This window comes from Undibacterium sp. TJN19 (assembly GCF_049339485.1).
In the GTDB taxonomy this organism is placed as follows: Bacteria; Pseudomonadota; Gammaproteobacteria; order Burkholderiales; family Burkholderiaceae_D; genus Undibacterium.
The window spans coordinates 78,402-100,136 of sequence record NZ_JBMPPL010000010.1 but is presented as its reverse complement, the minus strand read 5'-3'; the positions used below and the strand labels follow the sequence as shown (position 1 = coordinate 100,136).

Sequence of the window (21,735 nt, the reverse complement as noted above, 5' to 3'; positions counted from 1 at the left end):
CGGAGCGTGAGAAAATTACTTTTTAGCGGAAAACGGTTGCATAACATTAACCATCTGAGCAAAAACTTTAGGTGTGCCAGCCAGTACATCACCTTTGTGCAGGTAATCTGAATCACCAGAGAAATTGCCAACGATGCCGCCGGCCTCTGTGATCAGCAATGCGCCCGCTGCGATATCCCAAGGGGCCAGGCCTTTTTCAAAGAATCCATCAAGGCGGCCAGTGGCAACATAAGCCAGATCGAGCGCGGCAGAGCCCGGCCTTCTCAAGCCCTGGCATTTGCTGGTCATGGCTTTGAACATGGCCAGGTATTCATCGAGGCCGGACAAATCGCGGGATGGAAAACCAGTGCCTATCAAGGCATCGGCAAGTTTATCGCAACGGGTAACGCGAATCCGTTTGTCATTCAGAAAGGCACCGGCACCTTTACTGGCAGTGAACATTTCATTACGGGTAGGGTCATAAATGACGCATTGCGTAATGACGCCACGTTGTTGCAGGGCGATGGAAACGCAATATTGGGGGAAGCCGTGGATGAAATTGGTGGTACCGTCAAGTGGATCAATGATCCATACATTATCATTTTCGTCATGTAAATTAGCGGAAGCCCCTGATTCTTCAGCCAGAACAGCGTGATCTGGGTAAGCTGTTGTCAGCACTTCAATGATGGCCGCTTCTGCCGCATGATCAACTTCAGTCACGAAATCATTGAATTGTTTTTCTGTGACTTTGACGCGATCAAGGTCAAACGATGCGCGATTGATGATCGTCGCGCCACGACGTGCGGCTTTGATAGCCGTATTTAGCATTGGGTGCATAAGGTTTCCGATAAAATGGCAGCATACGAACTACAAGCACCAGTAAAGTGCGGTAGTGTCGAAGCTACACAAAAATGATAAAGAGCATGCGTAATTGTCGTTAGCCAGGCAATGAAAGGCGCAAGCAACCACGAATTAACGCTTAATACTGCTATTTTAAATGAACTTGCCAAAAACTGACACATCTCTTTTCAAACGCCTGCGTTTCATCCTGGTCGAAACCAGCCATCCTGGCAATATCGGCTCTGCTGCAAGGGCAATAAAAACCATGGGCTTCTCTGAGCTGGTGCTGGTCAATCCGCGCTTCGCGGATGCTTTGCAGCACCCTGATGCCATCGCTTTGGCAAGCGGAGCTCAGGATGTTCTTGATGCAACCCGTATTGTCGGGACGATAGAAGAGGCATTGAGCGGCTGCGAATATGTCGCTGCTGTTAGCGCCAGATTGCGCGAATTTTCTCCTCCTGTACTCAGCCCCAGAGTTTTTGCCGAAGATGTCACTCAGCGGCAGCAATCTCAGATCGCCTTGATTTTCGGCAGTGAACGCTATGGGCTGCCCAATGAAATCGTCGTGAATTGTCATGCCCTGATTAATATTCCGGCCAACCCTGAATACTCATCCCTGAACCTCGCCCAAGCCATACAGCTTTTATCCTATGAATGCAGGATGGCCGCAGATAACGGTTCGCCAGCTGCAAGCAATATTGGCTTTCAAGGGCAGTTAGCGGCTATCGATGAAGTTGATGGCATGTATAGACACCTTGAACAGGCATTGGTGGCGATCGATTTCCTTGATCCTGATAACCCTAAAAAATTGATGCCCCGCCTTAAGCGCATGCTATCGAGAGCGCAGCTTGAAGTGGAAGAGGTGAACATCTTGCGTGGAATTGCAAAAAAGATTCTTGATACAAGAAAATCATGAAATTATTGTTGAATTCAAAATATTGATTGAATATAAAGTTGATCTCAGTAAATAAATGTACTATTTTGTAAATGTTGCTTTTGTGTCTTTTTAGCCAATGCAAATTGAGAAATAATTTGCTTGCACAGACATTGATTTTTAGTAGTTTTACTTCTTCATATATCAAAAAAATATAAAGAATTTGGTGCGCGCAGAGTGATGTAAACCGAAACACCTGTTGCAGCAAATGATAAATATGTTGAAATCAGCAAACATTCCTTCGTTTATTGCATGATTTCAATTGGACCTTACTTTAAGGATTGTTATAAAGCCAGTAAGATTGCAGATATTATCATTCAGGAATAGCAATTGATTTTCTGAAGCAACTAATCTGAGGTCATCATTATTCTCCTTCCATTCCGCCGATCAACTTTGTACTTAGTTTGCCTTGGTGCATTTGCATCCGGCGCAGTGGGGAATGCTTATGCGCTCGGTTTCAGCAACTTGCTTGTGCAGTCGGGTTTAGGACAGCAGTTAAAAGCACAACTCGATGTGACCGGCAATGATGCTGTTGAAATTGAACAATCTTGCTTTAAGGCAAAGGTTGAATCCCCAGATGGAACATTGCTGGCAACGGCGAATGTCACTTTGATTTCCAAGGCAAACTCCCGATATCTGATATTGGGCACCAGTAAAAATCTGTTGGAGCCTGCGGTCAAGATCATGGTTGATATGGGTTGTGAAATCCAGTTGCATCGGGAGTTTCTTGTACTGCTTGACCCACCTCAGTTCGCACCGGCTCAGCTTGCGTCAAGCGCTACTGCATTGCCAAAAACATCATCAGGCAATACAGAGGCTGCACCTGCCGGACTAGTCAATATTCAGCCAGTTGTCAGACCTCGCCCAAAAAAAGACAAAGCCCTGCCTGAATTGAGCGAGCTTGTTGCTGCTGAAAATAATGTCCCGCCGACAAAAAAAAAGTCAGCGAAATCATTAGAAAATAAAACTAAAACTGATAAAAACATTGCCCCGGCAAAAGATGCATTGAAGTTGTCGGATGATGTGACGTTTGTGCCTCAGGGACTGCGGCTTAGTGATAGTTTGTCCGCTGGCGGCGCGCCATCCAATATCGAAGAGCTGCGTGCGGCACAGGCGCAACTGGCTGCCATGTTGCGGGATGAAAATCCAGGCCTGGTATCCTCTGATAAATTAAAAACTGAGCAGCAAAAAATCTTGAGTTTGCAGCAGGAGGCGCAACAACTCAAGCGCCAGAGCCAGCTCGACAAGGCCGCGTTGGAAGAAACCAAAGAAAGCAGTTTTTCCCGCAACTGGATCATTGGTTTATCGGTTTTTGTGCTGGCTGGTTTAACAGCCATTGCCTTGCTATTGCTTTATATCGCCCGCATGCGAAAAAATTTCGCTGCGACGTGGTGGCAGCAAAATGAGCATGCAGTCGAACCAGAACCGAAAAAAAATATCGAAGAGATTGTCGATAGCATTCAAGCCTCTTATGGTCCTACCACGACCGGTGCTTTATACCAGATCATAGACAACGAGAAATCAGGTGTCGCCAGCCGTCCGGTAGCAGCGCCGAGCAGAAAGGCGGCCGCTGAAGCGAGTCTTGGTCAACTTGAAAGTCCATCAGTGTTTGGTAAGGCTTATGTGCCCACGCTTGAGGATAGCAATAGCAGCACCTTCAACTTCTTTTCCACCCGCGGACAATCGGTCAAGGTAGAGGAGATTTCTGATGTCACTCAGGAAGCAGAGTTCTGGATATCGGTCAATGACCCGCAGCGCGCAATAGAAATCCTTGAACCTCTGGCTGAAGTTGATCATCCTGAATCACCTGTGCCGTGGTTGTACCTGCTGGATTTGTATCGGGTTACTGAAAATAAAGAAAAATATGATGGTTTAAGGGACAGGTTTGTGGTGTTTTTTAACGCTAATATTCCTGAATATGAGCTCGATCTGACTGCACAACCAGTAAGACAACTGGAGGATTTTGAGCACTTGATGAATAAAATCTGCAAGCTCTGGACCAGCAATGATATTTTGCCTTTCCTCGAAAGCCTGCTGGTTGATGACAGGGATGGCAAGCGCATGGGTTTTGAATTGCCCGTCTATCGCGACATCCTGCTTTTAATCTCGGTTGCCAATGAACTTGAACGGTCAGGCGGACAAAAGGGCAAAGGCTGGGCGCCGGTCACCAAGGTCAGTGCTCCTGACGAGTCAAGGATTGCTGCTGTTACTGAGCCAGATTCAAACCTGATTAATTTTGAAACCATCGATTTTCTTAAAGATAAAGAATAATGTCTTTTTGCTGAACCAGGCACTTTTACCTGTTTGAGGCAGACAGTATTTCTCATTCTCACAAATATAAAATGGAGACCTATGATTACCTTGTGTGGTTTTGCACTCAGCAACTATTACAATAAAGTCAAATTGGCGTTAATGGAAAAATCTCTGCCTTTTGAAGAGAAACTGGTATGGACAGGGCGTTCACCTGAGCTATTACAGCATTCTCCCTTGGGCAAGATTCCGTATATCGAAACCCCGCAGGGATCATTATGTGAATCGCAGGATATTCTTGATTATCTCGAAAACTGTTATCCAGAGCATCCACTGTTACCAGACGATCCCTTCGCTGCTGCCAAATTGCGTGAGCTCATTACATTCATAGAATTGCATCTGGAACTGCCAACGCGCGAACTTTATGCAGAAGCATTTTTTGGTGGCAAGGTCACGGACGAAGTCAAAGCGAAAGTAGAAAAAATGTTAGGGCGCAATATCCCCGCATTTGCAACACTTGCCAAGTTTGATCCCTTTGTTGGTGGCAAAGAATTTACCATGGCGGATTGTGCTGCTGTCGTGCATTTTCCCTTGATCTCACTGGCGACCAAGATTATTTATGGGCGTGATTTTTTGGCAGACTTGCCGACGCGTGACTACGTCAAGTTTATGTCTGAAAGACCAACCGTTCAAAAAGTTAACGCTGACCGTAAAGAAAATCAGGAATTGATGGCAAGCAAAGCGAAATAATCAGGGATTGAGTTGTTGGAAGCGACATCGTAAAACGTAGCAAAGCATCATTGACGGTGCTTGTGCCAAATTGGCGCAAGCACCGTTTTTCATCAAATGGCCCGGCGCATTTTTTGAACGGTATAGGACTTTACTTCTGCTGGTGGTTCCACCAGTTTTACAATCGCGAATGTGCAGTTGTCTCCGCGTCCACTGGCTCTGTCCCGTGCTTTTCTGATCAGAAATTCAGATGCCTGGCGCGGACTATTGGCCGCCACCGCTGCCGATAGCTCCGCATCTTCAAAATAATGCCAGAGTCCATCAGAGCAGAGCAGAAAGCTATCATGTGCCTTCAACTGGGTATAGGTGCCAAAAGTTATATATGGTGCCGTGGTGCTTGAACCCAGCACGTTGACCAGGATATTGGACAGGCGATGGCTCTTTGCTTCATCTGCCGCAATTTTGCCTTCATCGACCAGTTTTTCGACATACGAATGGTCTTTGGTTCTTTCGGTAAAATTGGGGCCGGTAAAGCGGTACAGGCGAGAATCACCTACATGGGCCCAGATTGCCTCTTGTTTCGGGGTAATAACCAAGGCGACAAAAGTGCTATGTGGCTCCTTTTCAGAGGATACGCCGGACAATTTAATGACTGTGTGGGCTTCGTTAACAATATTTTCTAAAAGACTGTGTACATCATTACCTGGGTAAAATTCGTCAAAAAGTTGTTTTGCAGTACGTACTACCTGCTCGGCGGCAAGGGCACCGCCACTCTTGCCCCCCATGCCATCTGCCACCACGGCCATGACATAGCCAGGGGCATGCGGTGCCGCAAAAAGGGCTGCGCGGTCTTGCTGTTCTTGCCGGTCACCGATGTGTTGTCCGGTTCCTGCTTCGATCTTATATTGGCTCATACGTCTTGGTAGATTAAACTAACGGGATAAACCCAAAAAATGGTCTTTCCTTAATTAAACTTTATTTTACTGTAACCAGAAGACTATGAGCCAACCGGAACAAATACTACAACGCATAATCGAGCTAGAGGTTGAACATAGGGACCTGGATGTGGTAATCGAAGCGTTGATTAAAGATCCAGGTCACGATGAATTGCAACTCCGGCGTTTAAAAAAGCGCAAATTGCAATTGAAAGACCATATTACACTGCTACGTATGCAGTTGACACCTGATGTTCCTGCATGATTATCCGCTTTTCTGAGCCTTATTAGTTAGTTTCTGATTGCCCCATTTTGACTGAACCACTAGCCACACCGCATGTTGCAGGCATACATGATGCCGAAGTAGAACATATTTTTGGATTAACCGGCCCCTTAAGCGCATCGGTGAACGGTTATCGCCCACGTCAGGCACAAACCGAAATGGCCAAGGCCATCGCTGAAGCGATCGCCGGTCAAAAGACTTTGCTGGCAGAAGCGGGGACTGGTACCGGCAAAACCTATGCCTACCTCACGCCTGCCTTGCTATGGGGAGGGAAGGTGATCGTCTCTACCGGCACCAAGAATTTACAGGATCAGCTTTTCCTGCGGGATATTCCCACCATACGGAAAGTCTTGAAGGCGCCGGTCTCCATCGCTTTGCTTAAGGGCAGGGCAAACTATCTTTGTCATTACCATCTGGAAAGAACCATACAGAATGGCCGCCTGAGTTCGCGTGAAGATGTCGGTTATTTGCGGGATATAGGCCGTTTCATTAAAACAACGACTACCGGTGACAAGGCTGAATTGGCCCGCGTACCCGAAAATGCCTCGGTCTGGAACCTGGTGACATCCACCAAAGATACCTGCATGGGGTCTGAATGCCAGTACTACCAGGATTGCTTTGTCATGAAGGCCCGTAAAGAAGCGCAACAGGCCGATGTCGTCGTGGTCAACCATCATCTGTTTTTTGCTGATGTGGCCTTGAAAGATACGGGCATTGCAGAATTGTTGCCCTCTGCAAACACCGTCATTTTTGATGAAGCACATCAATTGCCTGAGACTGCCACTTTGTTTTTTGGTGAAACTGTTTCTACGTCGCAGGTTCTGGAATTGTGTCGCGATGTGCTTGCAGAAGGCTTGTCGCATGCGCGTGATGGCGCCGAATGGGCCAAGCTGGTTGCACCGGTAGAGCGCGCTGCACGCGATTTGCGGCTGGCGTTTCCACAAGACGTGGTTCGCTATTCGATAGACCAGATCGCCCCATCCAGTCCCTTTTTTGAAGCGCTGGAGACATTGAAGAGCACCATGCAGGACATGCTTGCCGTGCTGGAAAAACAGGCTGAACGTGCAGAAACCCTTGAGCAGTGTCGTGCCCGCGCTATTTTGCTCGATGAACAGTATCATAAATGGAATGCCGCAGATGACGGCAAATCCGGCGATTACGTGCTGTGGGTAGAGGCGTTTTCGACTTCATTGCAATTGCACAGGACGCCTCTTTCCATCGCCCCCATTTTCAATAAACAGCGTGAAGGTGTGCCACGCACCTGGATTTTTACTTCGGCCACGATGGCAGTCAAAAATGACTTCAGTCATTATGTGTCCCAAATGGGATTATGGAATGAGCCAGCCCATACCTGGCCCAGCCCCTTTAATTATCAGGAGCAGGGTTACCTGTATGTGCCCAACGGTATGCCGCAACCCAATACCTGGGAGTATATGGATGCGGTCATTGATGCAGCCCTGCCAGTGATCGAAGCCGCCGGCGGCAGGACTTTTTTGCTGTGTACAACGCTAAAAGCCGTCAAGCACAGTGCCGAACGCCTGCGGGATGAATTCCAAAAACGTGGCCTGAATTTTCCCTTGTTTGTTCATGGCGATGCTGGCAGGACAGAATTGCTGGACAGGTTTCGTGCCGCCGGAAATGGCGTGCTGATTGGCAGTCAGAGTTTTTGGGAAGGCGTGGACGTGCGTGGCGAAGCCTTGTCACTGGTGATTATCGACAAATTGCCATTTTCGCCGCCAGATGACCCAGTACTGTCGGCACGCATTGCCGCGATGGAGAAAAAGGGCCTCAATGGCTTCGTCCATCACCAGCTGCCAGAAGCCATCATCAACCTCAAACAGGGTGCTGGCCGCTTGATACGCGACGAAGGTGACAAGGGTGTGCTGATGATTTGCGATCCCAGGTTAATTTCAAAACCGTATGGCAAGCGAATCTGGCAAAGTCTGCCAGCTTTTGCCCGTACCCGTGAGCTGACAGATGTATTGGCGTTTTTCCAGAAAATAAGAAAACCAGCCGAAGACAAGATCTAAGTATAAAAGATCTAAGTATAAAAAATAAAAAGGCAGCACTTTGAACAGTGCTGCCTTTTAAATAAACGCTATCAGTTCGGCTGACGGCGCTTATCTTTGATTACCAGATGCTGACGCGTTCAGATGGTGCCAGGAACATCTTGTCGCCTTCTTTCAGTTTATACGCATCGTAAAAGCCTGGCATATTGCGCAAGGTACCGTTGGCGCGAATTTCGCCAGGAGAATGCGGATCAGTTTTCAACTGTACGATCATGGAAGCTTCACGCATCTTGCCACGCCAGACTTGTGCAAAACCCATGAAGAAGCGCTGATCACCAGTCAGTCCACCAATGACAGGAGCCGGTTTGCCGCCCAATGAAATCTTGTAAGCTTTGTAGGCAATGGCAAGACCAGAGTTATCAGCAATGTTTTCACCCAGGGTCAGTTCGCCATTAACGTTGTAACCAGGAATAGGGCTGAAAGCACTATATTGTTTCACCAGCATGGCTGTCTTTGCAGCAAATTTCTCGTGGTCTTCTTTTGTCCACCAGTCACGCAAATTACCCTTGCCATCATACTGCGCGCCCTGATCATCAAAACCGTGGCTGATTTCGTGGCCGATGACCGCACCGATACCACCATAATTGACTGCATCATCCGCTTTGGCGTTAAAGAATGGTGGTTGCAAGATTGCGGCAGGGAAGACAATCTCATTCAACTCGGGGTTGTAATAAGCATTGACGGTTTGTGGTGTCATACCCCATTCGTCGCGGTCTACTGGTTTGCCCAGTTTGTTCAGTTCAAACTGGGATGCGAACAGGCGTATATTGCGCAGATTGCCAACGGCATCGCCCTTGGTGACATTCAAGCCTGAATAATCACGCCATTTATTGGGGTAACCAATTTTAGGCATGAAGGTCGACAGTTTGTCTTGCGCTTCTTTCTTGGTTGCCGGGCTCATCCAGTCCAGAGTGTCTATGCTTTGCTTGTAGGCCAGCAGCAGATTGTTGACCAGTTTTTCCATTTTGGCTTTGCTTTCAGCCGGGAAATGCTTGGCAACATACATTTTGCCCAGACTTTCACCCATGCCGGAATCAGCTAAACGAACGCCACGTTTCCAGCGGGCTTCCTGCGCCGGTACGCCACGCAAGGTGGTTGCATTGAACGCAAAGTTTTCTTCATTGAAATCTTTAGGCAACTGAGCGGCAGCAGAGCGCAAGATATGCCACTTGAAATATGTCTTCAAAGTGTCTAGCGAAGTCTCTTGTATGACCTTGTTGAAACCGGTCAGGTAGCTAGGCTGGCTGACGATCACATAATCAATTTTCCCTTTGACGCCGAGATCAGTGAAGTAAGCATTCCAGTCATAGCCGGGGGTCAGGCTGTCAAGTTTACTGATTTCAACTTTGTTATAGGCTTTTACCGGGTCGCGCAGCTCTACCTTGGTCCATTGTACTTTGGCCAGTTCAGTTTCAAAGGCCAGGATATCGTTAGCATGTTTCGCCGCTTCTTTGTCGCCTGCCATGGCCAGCATTTTTTCTATATGCGTAACGTATTTGGCGCGAAAATCTTTCAACTTTGCATCATCATCTTTGAGATAATAATCACGATCAGGCAAGCCCAGACCGGATTGACCCAGATCAAGCACATACTTGGTTGAGTCTTTATTGTCCTGATGAATCTGGAATTCATAAGGCGCACCGATGCTGGCGCGGTTCAGCCATGCCATTAACGCCGGGATCTGTTTTTTGTCCGTCATCCCATCCACTTTGGCAAATTCGCCTTGCAAAGGTTTTAAGCCTATTGCTTCGATATGTGCCGTATCCATGAAGCTGGAATACAGGTCGCCAATTTTTTGTGCATCTGAACCCGGTTTGTTCTTGGCTTTGGCCAGACCTTCAATAATGGCGTGTAAACGTGGGATGGTCGCTTCGCGCAAATCAATGAAAGCGCCAGCGGATGCTTTATCGGCAGGAATTTCAGTATTTTTCAACCAGACGCCGTTAACATGACGGAAAAAGTCATCTTGTGCCCGAACGGCGGCATCATTATGTGACGCATCTATGCCTGACAGTAGAACGGAGGATGCAGATGCTGTCTTGGCTGGCTCTGCGGCCTGGGCCATATTGCTGCCGACGGTACCGGCAATCATCAGCGCGATAGCGCTAAGTACTTGAGCTTTCACTTGGGGGTCTCCTGAGTGTGAAGTGTTTTGTTAGAAATCCGATATTCAGAATAAACCTGACTAATGCTTACCTTAGACAGCATAAGACCGCGTGAGTTTAACGAAGTTCGATGGATTTAGTAAAAGTTTTAGTTAATTTCTTCTGCACGATGACAGGCAAGCATCCTGCCCTCAAACGGGCGCAAAACGGGGATTTGTTGACGACACTGCTCGTTGGCGTGAGGACAGCGATTATTGAAGGCACAGCCCGGTGGTGGTGCCAGAGGTGATGGCAACTCCCCGGGCAGCATCATTTTTGCCTGGCGCTGGGCGGGGTCTATGCGCGGCGTCGATGCCAAAAGGGCTTTGGTATAAGGGTGTAAGGGGCGGCTGAAAATGCTTTGCTTATCGCCGTGTTCAACGGTTTTACCCAAATACATGACCAGTACATCATTGGCGATGTGTTCAACCACAGACAGGTTATGCGAGATAAACAGATAGGCAACGCCACTTTGTTGTTGCAAATCCATTAATAAATTCAAAACCTGGGCCTGAAAGGAGACATCCAGGGCAGAAACAGGTTCATCGGCAACAATGACTCTGGGGTCAAGCATCAATGCACGGGCAATGGCGATGCGCTGTCTTTGGCCGCCCGAGAACATATGGGGGTAGCGGCTATAGTGCTCAGGACGCAAACCGACCTGTGTCATCATGGCGCGGGCTTTTTCTTCGCGTTCACTTGCCGATAATCTGGTGTTGATAATCAGAGGTTCTTCCAGCATGGCACTGACTTTTTTGCGCGGGTTCAGACTGGCATAAGGGTTTTGAAACACCATTTGAACCAGCGGTCGCACTTGCTTGAGCATGGCGTTATCAGCATGCGCGATGTTTTTGCCATCCATCCATAACTCACCTGCAGATGGTGCTTCTATCATCGTGATCTGGCGGGCGAGGGTGGATTTGCCACAACCTGATTCACCGACGACAGCCAGGGTCTTCCCCGGCGTAAGCTGGAATGACACGCCATCAAGTGCCTTTGCCAGCGCCTTTGGCTTCAGAAAACCTTGAGACACTGGATAATGTTTTGCTAAATTTTTTGCTTCCAGTAGTACCGGAAGCTGATTCGACGTATTTTGCATCATGCAGCCTGATGAATTTGAATGGCTTGCCAGCCGTTGCCGGGATTGCCTTGCGCATCCAGAGGGAAGTGACAGCGTACCTGCGCATCATCTTCTCCCTGCAACTGTGGCCTTTCTGCCTGACATTTTGCCGCAACATAGCGACAACGCGGTGCCAACAGGCAACCGTTGGGTCTGTCATATAAACCCGGTACGACGCCGGGGATGGTTTGCAGGCGTGCCTTGCCAAGATTATGTTCAGGCAAGGCTGCCAGCAAGGCCTGGGTGTAGGGGTGCCTGGGGCTGTTAAAAATCTCTGGCACCGTGCCGGATTCCAGCACTTGCCCCGCATACATGACGACAACCCGTTTAGCGGTTTGTGCCACGACGGCCAGATCGTGAGTAATCAACATCAGTGCCATGCCGCGTTCGCGCTGTAATTGCAATAACAAATCCAGCATTTGTGCCTGTACTGTCACATCCAGTGCAGTAGTGGGTTCATCAGCAATCAGCAGCCTTGGATTGCAGGCAATGGCAATGGCAACCATGACGCGTTGACTCATGCCGCCCGAAAGCTGATGCGGGTAAGCGTTCATGCGGCGTTCAGGATCAGGGATATCGACTTGCTTAAGCAGGGCAAGAGCCTTTGCCCGTAATTCTTTTTCCTTGCCGCCCTGATGCAGGCGCAATGTTTCCATTAGCTGAAACGCCACTGTATAGCAGGGATTCAGGCTGGTCATCGGGTCCTGGAAGATCATGGCAATGTCTTTGCCCAGCAATTGCCGTCTTTCCCTGTCTTTCATTTTCAACAGGTTGCGACCATCGAAATCCATGCAATCAGCCTGCACGCGTCCCGGGAAATCGATCAAACCCATCAAGGCCAGGGAGGTGACACTTTTGCCTGAACCTGATTCACCGACAATGCCCACAACCTCGCCTTGCTCTACGTGCAGGTCCAGACCATCGACAGCCTTGAATGGCTGTGCTTCCGAGCCAAATTGCACACGCAGGTTTTTGATATCCAATAATGGTTTCATGCTCAAATTCACTTAGCGTTTTAGCTTGGGATCAAGGGCATCGCGTAAGCCATCACCCATCAGGTTAAAGGCCAATACCGATATCAGTATCGCCAGGCCGGGAAAGGTAACAACCCACCAGGCACTCTGGATAAATTCCATGGCGCTTGCCAGCATCGAGCCCCATTCAGGTGTTGGCGGCTGTGCGCCCAAGCCCAGAAAGCCCAGCGCCGCTGCGTCGAGGATCGCGGTTGAAAACCCGAGTGTCGCCTGGACAATGATGGGGGCTGCACAATTTGGCAGCACACAATTAAACATCAGGCGCAAATTGCCTGCGCCAGCAATGCGCGACGCATTGACATAGTCTTTGTTCAGTTCGCCACTGACAGCGGCACGTGTGAGTCTGGCGTAAGAGGGCATCAGTACGATGGCAATCGCATACATCGCGTTCATCAGACCAGGTCCCAGAATCGCCACGACTGCGATCGCTAACAATAAACTGGGCAAGGCCTGCAAGATATCCATGAAGCGCACAATGATGGTTTCCAGCATGCGGGCAATCCGGCCAGTCCAGCTACGCGAGAATCCGGCGATCAGACCCAGGGTAACACCAACGCCCATCGACAGTGTCACTGACACCAGACCAATGATTAGTGACAGGCGAGAGCCGTGTATGAGGCGAGATAGTATGTCGCGCCCTACCGGGTCGGTGCCCAGCAAGAATTTGGCATTGCCATTGGCTGACCAGAAAGGTGGCAACAGGGTTGCCTCACGATATTGCTCGATCGGTGAGTGTGGCGCTATCCATTCAGCAAACAACGCGCACAGGCACAATATGCCAACGAGTACGATACCGATCACTGCACCGCGGTTTTGCCTGAAGTAATACCAGAACTCGACCAACGGGTGTGGCGGCGTCATATTGGGAGTGCTGCCGGTATTGGTAGCTATAGGTGTGTTGCTCATAAATCAGCGATCAAATCGTTAAACCAGCAATTGAAAATCAGCTTATGCATTTTGGGTATCAAACCACATATCAATGGCGTATACGCGGATTAATCACGCCATACAGCACATCGACAATCAGATTCACCGCGATGACGATTGTCGCCACCATCAAAATACCCCCTTGCACAGTCGGGTAATCGCGCCTTTGTATCGCTTCGATCAGCCATTTGCCTATGCCTGGCCAGGAAAAAATCGTTTCCGTCAGTATTGCCCCGGCCAGTAATGTGCCTACCTGCATACCGATGACGGTAACAACGGGTATCAGTGCATTGCGCAACGCATGTACCCATACCACGCGTAACCACGACATGCCTTTGGCGCGTGCGGTGCGCACATAATCTTCCCTTAATACTTCCAGCATGGCAGAACGCGTCATGCGCGCAATCACTGCGAGGGGGATAGTACCAAGCGCAATGGCTGGCAAGATCAGATGCATGACGGCAGACTTAAAGGCACCTACTTCCCCGGACAGCAGGCTATCGACCAGCATCAGCCCTGTAACCGGCGGCAGGTCGAATAATATATCGATGCGGCCAGATACCGGCGTCCAGCCTAGCGTCACGGAAAATAACAATATCAATAACAATGCCCACCAGAAAATCGGCATGGAATAACCTGTCAGTGATGCACCCATGACAGAATAATCAAGAAATGTATTGCGCTTGAGTGCGGCCAGTATGCCTGCAGGCAGGCCAAGCACGACTGCGAACAGGATAGCGCACAGGGACAGTTCCAGTGTGGCAGGGAACAAGGTGAAAAATTCTTTGCTGACCAGTTCCTGGGTGATGATGGAACGTCCCAGATCTCCTTGTATGACTTTGCCCAGGTAAGAAAAATATTGTTGATATAAAGGCTGATCAAGCCCGTACAGGTGCATCAGCTTTGCATACCGTTCTGCATCCATGCCGCGTTCGCCTGTCATGGCTTCCACGACGTTACCAGGTATGAGGTGGATCAGGGAAAAGACCAGCAGCGTAATACCTATGAATGTGGGTATGACTACACCCACGCGTCGCAAGATGAAACCCAGCATTGAAAAACCTTTTCAAGACAAAGCAGCAGGCAAAAACTGTCTCGATATGGACTGAGCCCATATCAATCGAAATCAAGATGAAAAATCGTGGTGTCAATTTGCGAAAACATTACAAACTGACGCCACGCCGGTCTATTTCTTATTTGGCTAAATCCACTTTTTTGAAGTAATGATGGGCAGTGGAATCCATTTTGAAGCCAATCACATCTTTACGAACTGGTGTGTAACGCAAAGAATGTGCCAGTAAAAGCAATGGTGCTTCTTCATGCACGATTTCCTGTGCTTTTTCATAGAACTTGCTGCGTTCGCTTTGTTTTGGCGTTAATTTGGCTTTTTGTATCAGTTCTTCATATTCCTTATTGCACCAGCGTGGGATATTGCCGCCACCTTTTACCGCTTCGCATCCCAAAATTGGTTCAAAGAAATTATCAGGGTCACCATTGTCGCCAGACCAGCCGAACATCATCGAATGTTGTTCGCCTGTTTTGCTGCGCTTCTTATATTCTGTCCATTCATAGGTAGTCAATTTCGTCTTGACACCAATTTTTGCCCAATCTGCCTGTATTAATTCTGCCATGCGCTTGCCGTCTGGATTGTAAGGACGCGATACCGGCAAATACCAGAGTTCCACTTCCACACCATTTGGATACCCAGCCTTGGTCAACAATTCTTTGGCTTTTGCGACATCGTAAGGGTAGTCTTTCACTTTGTCGTTATATGACCACATCGTCGGCGGGATCACGTTTTTGGCGACCTGACCAGTGCCTGCATACACGGATTTCAAGATGGAATTTTTATCCACCGCCATATTGAGGGCCTGGCGCACCAGTTTGTTATCGAAAGGTTTTTTCTCTACGTTAAAGCCGATGTAACCTATATTCAAGCCTTGTTGTGTCAACAGCTTGATATTAGGATCGCTCTTCATCAGTTCAACGTCGGCAGGTTTGGGTAATGCCATGACGTGACATTCACCGGCTTTTAACTTGGCGTAGCGTACAGAAGCGTCTGGTGTAATCGCATAGACCAGATTATCAATTTTTGGGCGGCCATCCCAGTATCCATCATGTGCCTTATAGCGGATGATGGCATCTTTTTGGTAAGACACGAACTGAAAGGCCCCAGTGCCAATAATTTCCTTGTCTATCAGTTCTGGCGTGCCAGCGGCTTTCATTTTTTCGGCATATTCAGCTGAGTGAACAGACATGAAATCCATGGTCAGCGTCGCCAGGAAAGGGGCTTCCTGACGCTTTAACTTGAAACGCACAGTCAGGTCATCGACTTTTTCGAGCTTGTCAACGATTTTGGTAATACCGAGATCCTGAAAGTAAGCGTAAGTCTGTCCAGGTGTATTTTTATGGAAAGGATGGTTTTCATCAGCCATACGGTAATAGCTGAACAGGATGTCGTCCGCATTCAGATCACGGCTGGGTTTGAATTTGGCATTGCTGTGGAACTTCACGCCTTTGCGTAATTTAAAGGTATAAGTCAGACCATCGGCAGAAATATCCCATGATTCAGCCAGTGCTGGCGTGATATTGGTCGTGCCAGTCTCCATTTCAACCAGGCGGTTATACATGGGCACTGACCCTGCATCTGCTGTAGTGCCGGTAGTGAAAAATTGCGGGTTAAAACCTTCAGGGCTACCTTCAGAGCAAAATACCAAAGTCTTTGCTGCCATTGCTGTACCAGCATATGCGCCCAGACAGGCACCAAATATTGCCAAAGCACCAGTTTTCAAAAGCCATTTACCATTTTTCATCCAGACTCTCCACAGTGAACAAGTACCAGTAAAAACGACGAGCCGAGATTGATGTCGTCAGCTCATCCAGACTTTTGTATTGTGCAGTAATTCGACAGGTTTTGTATTATTTTGTTACATTGCTGAAGAAAATTTTGAAAATAATTCCATCAAACCGACGTTGTGGGCAATGAAGCGATTTGGCAAACAAGAAGTTTTGCATCTGTTGCAAATATGATGCAGGCAATTCAAAGCGATAACTTATTCTCGTATAGCAGAAATTTTAAAAACCTTCCCTTAATACGAAATTCTCATATGAAAGAGATGTCATTGAAAGTAATCACCGATTTTCCTGCCGGGACCGGGCCTTTCCCGACATTGATTATGGCTCCGGGCTTACGCTATGACATGCAAAGTCCGGCCATCGTGCGGATTGCTGGCGGCCTTCTTGCACAGGGCTTCGCTGTGTTTCGTTTTAACTGGAAGTTTTAGAAAGTGATCCTCAACAAGGACTACCATCCGACGATTTAGATGTGGAAATAGCGACCATGCATGCTGTCCTGAGCTTGGCGAGAGGGGACAAGCGGGTGGATCAGCAACGATTGGCCGTGGCAGGAAAATCATTCGGCTCGATGATTGCCTGGCGTGTATTTTTGACAGACACATTCTTGCAGCGTTGTGTCTTGATCACACCCTTGTGTGCTGCCAGCGAGCCTGAACATGATGCGTTACACCAAGTGAATGACAACTATCCTGATGCAGCGGCAAATTCCCGACCAGTTCTCATGGCGGCTGCTAGCAGTGATCCGCATTGCAATCTGCCTTTGCTATATCGTTTTGCCATATTGGCTTCGGCGCAAGTCACAGTATTGACTGTTGATCATAGCTTTGAAACGGTCACTTTAAATGCAGAAAATTCGCAAATGAGACTTGACCGCAACCTGAATTTGCTGGCACGGCATATAGAAAATTTCCTGCTTGATTGAGTGCAAATAAAATTTATTCTATATGCTCGACCAACAGTTGCACCTTCGTCACACCATTGTATTCATTGGCATCCAGGCGAAAAGCGACATTGATATTTTCTGGCAATGTATCAGTATGACCAAACCAGATGGCGTCATACCGGAGTTTGTTTTTTTCAAGCACGAGCTTCAAATGACGGTCTTTTAAAACCCGTTGAGAAATCAGCTTGAAATTATCGCAAAAAATCGGTGGTGGAAAACCTTGCCCCCACACTTGCGTATCCAGCAGGCGGATAAAATCGGTCGTGAAATAGGCATCTTCCAAGGCCCCATCGGTTTCTACCACACGCTCTAACTGATGGGCTTGCAGCCAGCTTTTCCCTACGGCCTCAAAAGCCTGCTGAAAAGCGGGGAAATCTTCAAAGCGCAGCGTTAATCCTGCTGCCATTGCATGCCCGCCAAATTTCTGAATCAGGTTTGGCGCATGTTTGGACACCAGATCAAGCGCATCACGCAAATGAAAGCCGGGTATCGATCTGCCAGAGCCCTTGATCAAGCCTTCGCCACCAAGAGCGAAGGTAATGGTAGGGCGATAAAATTTATCTTTCAGACGGGACGCAACGATGCCTATCACACCCTGATGCCAGCTTTCATCAAAAACCGTGATGGTGTTGCTGGCTTGCGGCTGGAAATCATCCAGATGCAACAGCGCTACATCCTGCATTTCACGCTCTATGTCTTTGCGGTCGGCATTGATGCCATTGAGTTCTTGCGCAATGTGCCAGGCGCGGCCTTCGTCATCAGTGGTCAGGCATTCTATGCCTAGCGCCATGTCAGCCAGACGCCCGGCCGCGTTTAAGCGCGGCCCCAGCGCAAAGCCAAGATCAAACGGGCTGGCATTGCGCGCTTCACGCCCGGCGACACGAAACAGCGCGGCAATGCCTGCGCACATCCGTCCTGCACGCATGCGTTTCAAGCCTTGTGCTACCAAAATACGGTTATTCGCGTCGAGTTTCACCACATCTGCCACCGTACCTAAGGCAACCAGATCCAGAAGGGTATCCAGTTTGGGTTGATTTTGCAGATCAAAGATTTCACGTTTGCGCATTTCTGCACGCAAGGCCAATAACACGTAAAACATCACACCTACGCCTGCCAGATTCTTGCTGGGAAAGCCGCATTCCGGTTGATTGGGGTTCACAATGACGGCTGCATCGGGCAGATAGTCGCCAGGCAAATGATGGTCTGTCACGACGACGGCGATGCCTTGTGCATTTGCTGCGGCAACGCCCTCGACGCTGGCGATGCCATTATCGACCGTGACGATCACGTCTGGTGATTTTTCCTTTTGCGTTAGCGTGACGATTTCGGGCGTTAATCCATAGCCATATTCGAATCGATTCGGCACGATATAGTCAACATTTGCGCCCAGCATACGTAAGCCGCGCAAGCCGACGGCGCAGGCAGTGGCTCCATCGCAATCATAATCAGCGACGATGACGAGTTTTTTCTTTTGCGCTATCGCATCGGCAAGAAATTTGGCAGCCTGATCGATGTGCAATAAACCTGCTGGTGGCAGCATGGCATTTAACTCAGTGCTCAATTCTCTTTCGTCGCTGGCCCCGCGTGATGCATACAGTCTGGCCAGCACTGGGTGCAGGCCAGACTGGCGCAACATCTCAGATTCGCGAAAAGGGCAGGGGCGTATGGTAATGCGCGTCATGGTTTGGCAATGGAAAATAAATTATTAAGCGAGTTTTTGATCCAGAATTTGCGTAACGACCAGGGTGTCAGATCAAATTGGGCAATAGTACGGGCATCACTGCAAATGAATTGTAGATGACTGATTTTTTTTGCTTGTACGGCGTGAAGAAGCGGCGCAAACCAGTTTTCTTCCAGCCTTTGCATTTCATCCAGCCATTGTCCCCAATCATTATTGATGGCCGCTTCACATAATTGATCTGCGAGGACAGTATGTTTGCCTGCGGGGATCGCGTCCAGATATTGCGTAACTCCGGCAGCCTTGTGCAAAGCCTTGCTGTTATTACCTGTAAAGGAGCCGCCATTTGAAATCCAGATAGAATTAATGACTTTTTCACCACGCATTTCACGCTCTGCGTTGAAGTTGTGGGTGAACCATATCATCTGTATCTCATTTTGCAGTTTGCGCCAGTCTCGTTCGTGCTTGCCTGCAGGCATCCAGATATCAATATTGTGGCCGCAGGCAGCATCTGCTGTTGCTGTATGCAAGTCCATCCAGTCGTCGGCACGTAAAAACCAGGTCTTCGCATCGCCATACAACAGGGTCAACCCCACTTCCTGACAGCAGGTTTGTGCGATGTCAAACAGAACGCGGCTCTCTGTATCCGTTATGCTCAGGCGTCTTTGATCAGTCAAAACCAGATGATCGCGCGCAATATGGATATGCACGGGTTTGATGGTGAACCAATAGCCACTGCCAACCGTCAGACCCGCTTGTTGCATGACCTCGCCAGCATTTGCTGGGCTGTTAGTGGTGTCAGAGGGCGGAAAATCACCAGCAAGCCAGTATTCATGCGCCAGCGCATGAGAAAATTCATCAGTCGCTTGCAGCTTTGCCCTGCTTGCGCAAGCGATCAGTCGAGCCAGGGCTGGCGTGCGGATTTCCCTTGACAAGTCTTTGGCCAAGCCGGCTGGCGGAATACTGAAGGGAAGAATTAGTTCTAAATGGTTCATATTTTGCTATTGTATGGCAAACTGCTGGCTGCCTTATTTCAATGAAGTGTAAATGTAGTGAAAAATCTCTCTTTTGAATGGCTGGTTGGCCTGCGCTATACACGTGCAGGACGACGAAGTGGCCGAAATAGTTTTATTTCTTTTATCTCGCTGATTTCCATGGCGGGCATCACCTTGGGTGTTGCGGCGCTGATTATCGTGATTTCGGTCATGAATGGTTTCCAGAAAGAGGTCAGGGACCGCATGTTGTCAGTGTTGGCGCATATTGAGGTATTTGATGCCAGTGGTTCGTTGCCGGACTGGAAATCCACCGCTTTGCAGGCGCAAAAAAATCCGGCCGTGAAAGGAACGGCACCGTATGTCGATGGTCAGGCCATGATTATCCGCGATGAAGTTATGCGCGGCGTCATTTTGCGTGGAGTCTTGCCAGATGAGGAGCCAAAAGTTTCCGAAGTAGCGACCAAGATCAAATACGGCAAATGGTCAGACCTGCGGCCAGGAGAATTCAATATTGTACTTGGTGCAGCACTGGCCAACAGCCTGCATGTGCGCATAGGCGAAAAAATCACCCTGGCGGCGGCAGAAGGGCAAATGACGCCTGCTGGCATGGTGCCACGCTTGAAAGCCTTCAACGTAGTGGGTATTTTTGAAGCCGGGCACTATGAATATGATTCTGGTATGGCCTTCATGCATATTGAAGATGCGCAAAAATTCTTCCGCTTGAGTGCGCCTTCTGGTTTGCGTTTGCGCATACAGGATATGCTGAAAGCGCCACAGGTGGCGCAAGAGTTGTCGCAAACTTTGACTGGGGATTTATTGATACGCGACTGGTCGCAGCAAAATAAAAACTATTTTGCGGCAGTGAAAACAGAAAAAACCATGATGTTCATCATTCTTACCCTGATCATCGCCGTTGCAGCGTTTAATCTGGTTTCCACTCTGGTCATGACAGTGACTGATAAACAGGCTGATATTGCCATTTTGCGCACACTGGGCGCCTCACCCATGTCCATCATGAAGATTTTTGTGATTCAGGGGGCGACAGTTGGTTTGTCAGGAACTGCCGTAGGCATAGGCCTGGGTGTGCTGGTGTCTTTGAATATTGATGTCATCGTCCCGTTTATTGAACGTGTTTTAGGAGTGCAATTTCTGGCCAAAGATGTCTACGTCATCAGTACACTTCCTTCTGATCTGCAATTAAGTGATGTCACCACCATTGGCCTGGTAGCCGTTGGTCTGGCTTTGCTGGCGACCATTTATCCAAGTTGGCGTGCTTCACGCGTAAAACCTGCGGAGGCATTGCGTTATGAATAATCAAAATATGCAGGCAACACCCGCTGGCGAAGCAGTTTTGGCTTGCCGCAATCTCGGCAAAACATTTTCAGAAGGTGTGGATTCAGTCAAGGTATTGAGCCAGGTGGATTTGAGTGTTTATCGTGGAGAGCGTATCGCTATCATAGGTGCTTCTGGTTGTGGCAAATCTACCTTGCTGCACTTGCTGGGTGGTCTGGATACGCCAAGCACCGGCAGTGTCACTCTTCAGGGCAAGGATTTTGCCAGTTTAAACGAGACAGCGCGTGGTAACTTGCGTAATCAGGCACTGGGTTTTGTGTATCAATTCCATCACCTGTTGCCAGAATTCTCGGCGCTTGATAATGTAGCCATGCCTTTGATGATACGCCGCATGGCGCGTAGTGATGCGCAAAAGATGGCGAAGACCATCCTTGAAAAGGTAGGGCTGGGACACCGGCTTAAGCATGTGCCGGGTGAATTATCCGGTGGTGAACGGCAAAGGGTGGCTCTAGCCCGGGCGTTGGTAACGCAGCCAGCCTGTGTCCTGGCCGATGAGCCAACTGGCAATCTGGACGGCAGCACAGCGCAGCAAGTGTTTGCCCTCATGATGGAGTTGTCACGGGATCTGGGTACTGCCTTTGTCATTGTGACGCACGATGCCGAACTTGCCGGACGTTGTGACAGGGTTTTCCGTTTGTCTGATCGCGGTCTGCAATTACAATAAGG

Annotated in this window: 19 protein-coding genes; 9 read left to right on the top strand and 10 right to left on the bottom strand. The window is 48.8% G+C overall.

The features are described 5' to 3' along the window. Window positions 1-15: 15 nt before the first annotated feature. The gene (locus ACO0LH_RS22505; protein WP_422943478.1) at window positions 16-807 is read right to left on the bottom strand and encodes an inositol monophosphatase family protein; all 792 of its coding nucleotides are present in this window, start codon (window positions 805-807) and stop codon (window positions 16-18) included. Window positions 808-976: 169 nt separating this feature from the next. On the opposite strand from ACO0LH_RS22505, the gene ACO0LH_RS22500 reads away from it, so the two are divergent. From ACO0LH_RS22500 to ACO0LH_RS22490, 3 genes are all read left to right on the top strand, one after another. Then, window positions 977-1,735: an RNA methyltransferase gene (locus tag ACO0LH_RS22500; protein ID WP_422943375.1), complete on the top strand. Its 759-nt coding sequence runs from the start codon at window positions 977-979 to the stop codon at window positions 1,733-1,735. Between the two features lie 489 nt (window positions 1,736-2,224). Then, window positions 2,225-4,024, top strand: coding sequence for a type IV pilus assembly protein FimV (locus tag ACO0LH_RS22495; protein WP_422943374.1), 1,800 nt, complete (start codon window positions 2,225-2,227; stop codon window positions 4,022-4,024). An 81-nt stretch (window positions 4,025-4,105) separates the two neighbouring features. Then, window positions 4,106-4,753: a glutathione S-transferase gene (locus ACO0LH_RS22490; protein WP_422943477.1), complete on the top strand. Its 648-nt coding sequence runs from the start codon at window positions 4,106-4,108 to the stop codon at window positions 4,751-4,753. Between the two features lie 92 nt (window positions 4,754-4,845). Here ACO0LH_RS22490 and ACO0LH_RS22485 read toward each other — a convergent pair whose 3' ends face one another. After that, entirely contained in the window at window positions 4,846-5,646 is an 801-nt protein-coding gene (locus tag ACO0LH_RS22485) for a PP2C family protein-serine/threonine phosphatase (protein ID WP_422943373.1), read from the bottom strand. Window positions 5,647-5,731: 85 nt separating this feature from the next. Here ACO0LH_RS22485 and ACO0LH_RS22480 point away from each other — a divergent pair, with 85 nt between their 5' ends. Both ACO0LH_RS22480 and ACO0LH_RS22475 read left to right on the top strand, forming a co-directional pair. Beyond that, window positions 5,732-5,932: a YdcH family protein gene (locus ACO0LH_RS22480; protein WP_422943372.1), complete on the top strand. Its 201-nt coding sequence runs from the start codon at window positions 5,732-5,734 to the stop codon at window positions 5,930-5,932. A 44-nt stretch (window positions 5,933-5,976) separates the two neighbouring features. Continuing rightward, entirely contained in the window at window positions 5,977-7,980 is a 2,004-nt protein-coding gene (locus tag ACO0LH_RS22475) for an ATP-dependent DNA helicase (RefSeq protein ID WP_422943476.1), read from the top strand. Between the two features lie 100 nt (window positions 7,981-8,080). Here ACO0LH_RS22475 and ACO0LH_RS22470 read toward each other — a convergent pair whose 3' ends face one another. The 6 genes from ACO0LH_RS22470 to ACO0LH_RS22445 form a co-directional block, all read right to left on the bottom strand. After that, complete coding sequence (locus ACO0LH_RS22470; protein WP_422943371.1) at window positions 8,081-10,144, bottom strand: M13 family metallopeptidase; 2,064 nt, start codon at window positions 10,142-10,144, stop codon at window positions 8,081-8,083. A 128-nt stretch (window positions 10,145-10,272) separates the two neighbouring features. After that, window positions 10,273-11,262 carry a peptide ABC transporter ATP-binding protein gene (locus tag ACO0LH_RS22465; RefSeq protein WP_422943370.1) on the bottom strand — a complete coding sequence of 330 codons (990 nt, stop codon included), beginning with the start codon at window positions 11,260-11,262 and terminating at the stop codon, window positions 10,273-10,275. Beyond that, complete coding sequence (locus tag ACO0LH_RS22460) at window positions 11,262-12,278, bottom strand: oligopeptide/dipeptide ABC transporter ATP-binding protein (protein WP_422943369.1); 1,017 nt, start codon at window positions 12,276-12,278, stop codon at window positions 11,262-11,264. The genes ACO0LH_RS22465 and ACO0LH_RS22460 overlap by 1 nt, the downstream gene beginning before the upstream one ends. 12 nt (window positions 12,279-12,290) lie before the next feature. After that, on the bottom strand, window positions 12,291-13,223 hold the full coding sequence (locus tag ACO0LH_RS22455; RefSeq protein ID WP_422943368.1) for an ABC transporter permease subunit: 933 nt from the start codon (window positions 13,221-13,223) through the stop codon (window positions 12,291-12,293). 70 nt (window positions 13,224-13,293) lie between these two features. Next, a complete protein-coding gene (locus tag ACO0LH_RS22450; protein ID WP_422943367.1) occupies window positions 13,294-14,298 on the bottom strand; it encodes an ABC transporter permease subunit in 1,005 nt (334 codons plus the stop codon). Between the two features lie 139 nt (window positions 14,299-14,437). Continuing rightward, window positions 14,438-16,057, bottom strand: a complete 1,620-nt coding sequence (locus ACO0LH_RS22445; RefSeq protein ID WP_422943366.1) for an ABC transporter substrate-binding protein — start codon at window positions 16,055-16,057, stop codon at window positions 14,438-14,440. Between the two features lie 162 nt (window positions 16,058-16,219). Here ACO0LH_RS22445 and ACO0LH_RS22440 point away from each other — a divergent pair, with 162 nt between their 5' ends. Next, window positions 16,220-16,528: a hypothetical protein gene (locus ACO0LH_RS22440; RefSeq protein ID WP_422943365.1), complete on the top strand. Its 309-nt coding sequence runs from the start codon at window positions 16,220-16,222 to the stop codon at window positions 16,526-16,528. Window positions 16,529-16,584: 56 nt separating this feature from the next. Continuing rightward, a complete protein-coding gene (locus ACO0LH_RS22435; RefSeq protein ID WP_422943364.1) occupies window positions 16,585-17,022 on the top strand; it encodes a hypothetical protein in 438 nt (145 codons plus the stop codon). Between the two features lie 13 nt (window positions 17,023-17,035). On the opposite strand, the gene recJ is transcribed toward ACO0LH_RS22435, so the two are convergent. After that, complete coding sequence (gene recJ, locus ACO0LH_RS22430) at window positions 17,036-18,724, bottom strand: single-stranded-DNA-specific exonuclease RecJ (protein ID WP_422943363.1); 1,689 nt, start codon at window positions 18,722-18,724, stop codon at window positions 17,036-17,038. Further along, entirely contained in the window at window positions 18,721-19,716 is a 996-nt protein-coding gene (locus ACO0LH_RS22425) for a hypothetical protein (protein ID WP_422943362.1), read from the bottom strand. Before ACO0LH_RS22425 ends, recJ begins: the two co-directional genes overlap by 4 nt. Window positions 19,717-19,773: 57 nt before the next feature. Here ACO0LH_RS22425 and ACO0LH_RS22420 point away from each other — a divergent pair, with 57 nt between their 5' ends. Together ACO0LH_RS22420 and lolD are read left to right on the top strand one after the other, a co-directional pair. Next, complete coding sequence (locus ACO0LH_RS22420) at window positions 19,774-21,030, top strand: lipoprotein-releasing ABC transporter permease subunit (protein ID WP_422943361.1); 1,257 nt, start codon at window positions 19,774-19,776, stop codon at window positions 21,028-21,030. Continuing rightward, entirely contained in the window at window positions 21,023-21,733 is a 711-nt protein-coding gene (gene lolD, locus ACO0LH_RS22415; protein ID WP_422943360.1) for a lipoprotein-releasing ABC transporter ATP-binding protein LolD, read from the top strand. Before ACO0LH_RS22420 ends, lolD begins: the two co-directional genes overlap by 8 nt. Window positions 21,734-21,735 lie beyond the last annotated feature (2 nt).

What these genes read in the sequence shown, in the direction of transcription:
- ACO0LH_RS22505 (WP_422943478.1), bottom strand. Translation starts at nt 807, where the DNA reads ATGCTAAATACGGCTATCAAAGCCGCACGTCGTGGCGCGACGATCATC.
- ACO0LH_RS22500 (WP_422943375.1), top strand. Translation starts at nt 977, where the DNA reads ATGAACTTGCCAAAAACTGACACATCTCTTTTCAAACGCCTGCGTTTC.
- ACO0LH_RS22490 (WP_422943477.1), top strand. Translation starts at nt 4,106, where the DNA reads ATGATTACCTTGTGTGGTTTTGCACTCAGCAACTATTACAATAAAGTC.
- ACO0LH_RS22485 (WP_422943373.1), bottom strand. Translation starts at nt 5,646, where the DNA reads ATGAGCCAATATAAGATCGAAGCAGGAACCGGACAACACATCGGTGAC.
- ACO0LH_RS22480 (WP_422943372.1), top strand. Translation starts at nt 5,732, where the DNA reads ATGAGCCAACCGGAACAAATACTACAACGCATAATCGAGCTAGAGGTT.
- ACO0LH_RS22465 (WP_422943370.1), bottom strand. Translation starts at nt 11,262, where the DNA reads ATGCAAAATACGTCGAATCAGCTTCCGGTACTACTGGAAGCAAAAAAT.
- ACO0LH_RS22460 (WP_422943369.1), bottom strand. Translation starts at nt 12,278, where the DNA reads ATGAAACCATTATTGGATATCAAAAACCTGCGTGTGCAATTTGGCTCG.
- ACO0LH_RS22455 (WP_422943368.1), bottom strand. Translation starts at nt 13,223, where the DNA reads ATGAGCAACACACCTATAGCTACCAATACCGGCAGCACTCCCAATATG.
- ACO0LH_RS22450 (WP_422943367.1), bottom strand. Translation starts at nt 14,298, where the DNA reads ATGCTGGGTTTCATCTTGCGACGCGTGGGTGTAGTCATACCCACATTC.
- ACO0LH_RS22445 (WP_422943366.1), bottom strand. Translation starts at nt 16,057, where the DNA reads ATGAAAAATGGTAAATGGCTTTTGAAAACTGGTGCTTTGGCAATATTT.
- ACO0LH_RS22435 (WP_422943364.1), top strand. Translation starts at nt 16,585, where the DNA reads ATGCATGCTGTCCTGAGCTTGGCGAGAGGGGACAAGCGGGTGGATCAG.
- recJ (WP_422943363.1), bottom strand. Translation starts at nt 18,724, where the DNA reads ATGACGCGCATTACCATACGCCCCTGCCCTTTTCGCGAATCTGAGATG.
- ACO0LH_RS22425 (WP_422943362.1), bottom strand. Translation starts at nt 19,716, where the DNA reads ATGAACCATTTAGAACTAATTCTTCCCTTCAGTATTCCGCCAGCCGGC.
- lolD (WP_422943360.1), top strand. Translation starts at nt 21,023, where the DNA reads ATGAATAATCAAAATATGCAGGCAACACCCGCTGGCGAAGCAGTTTTG.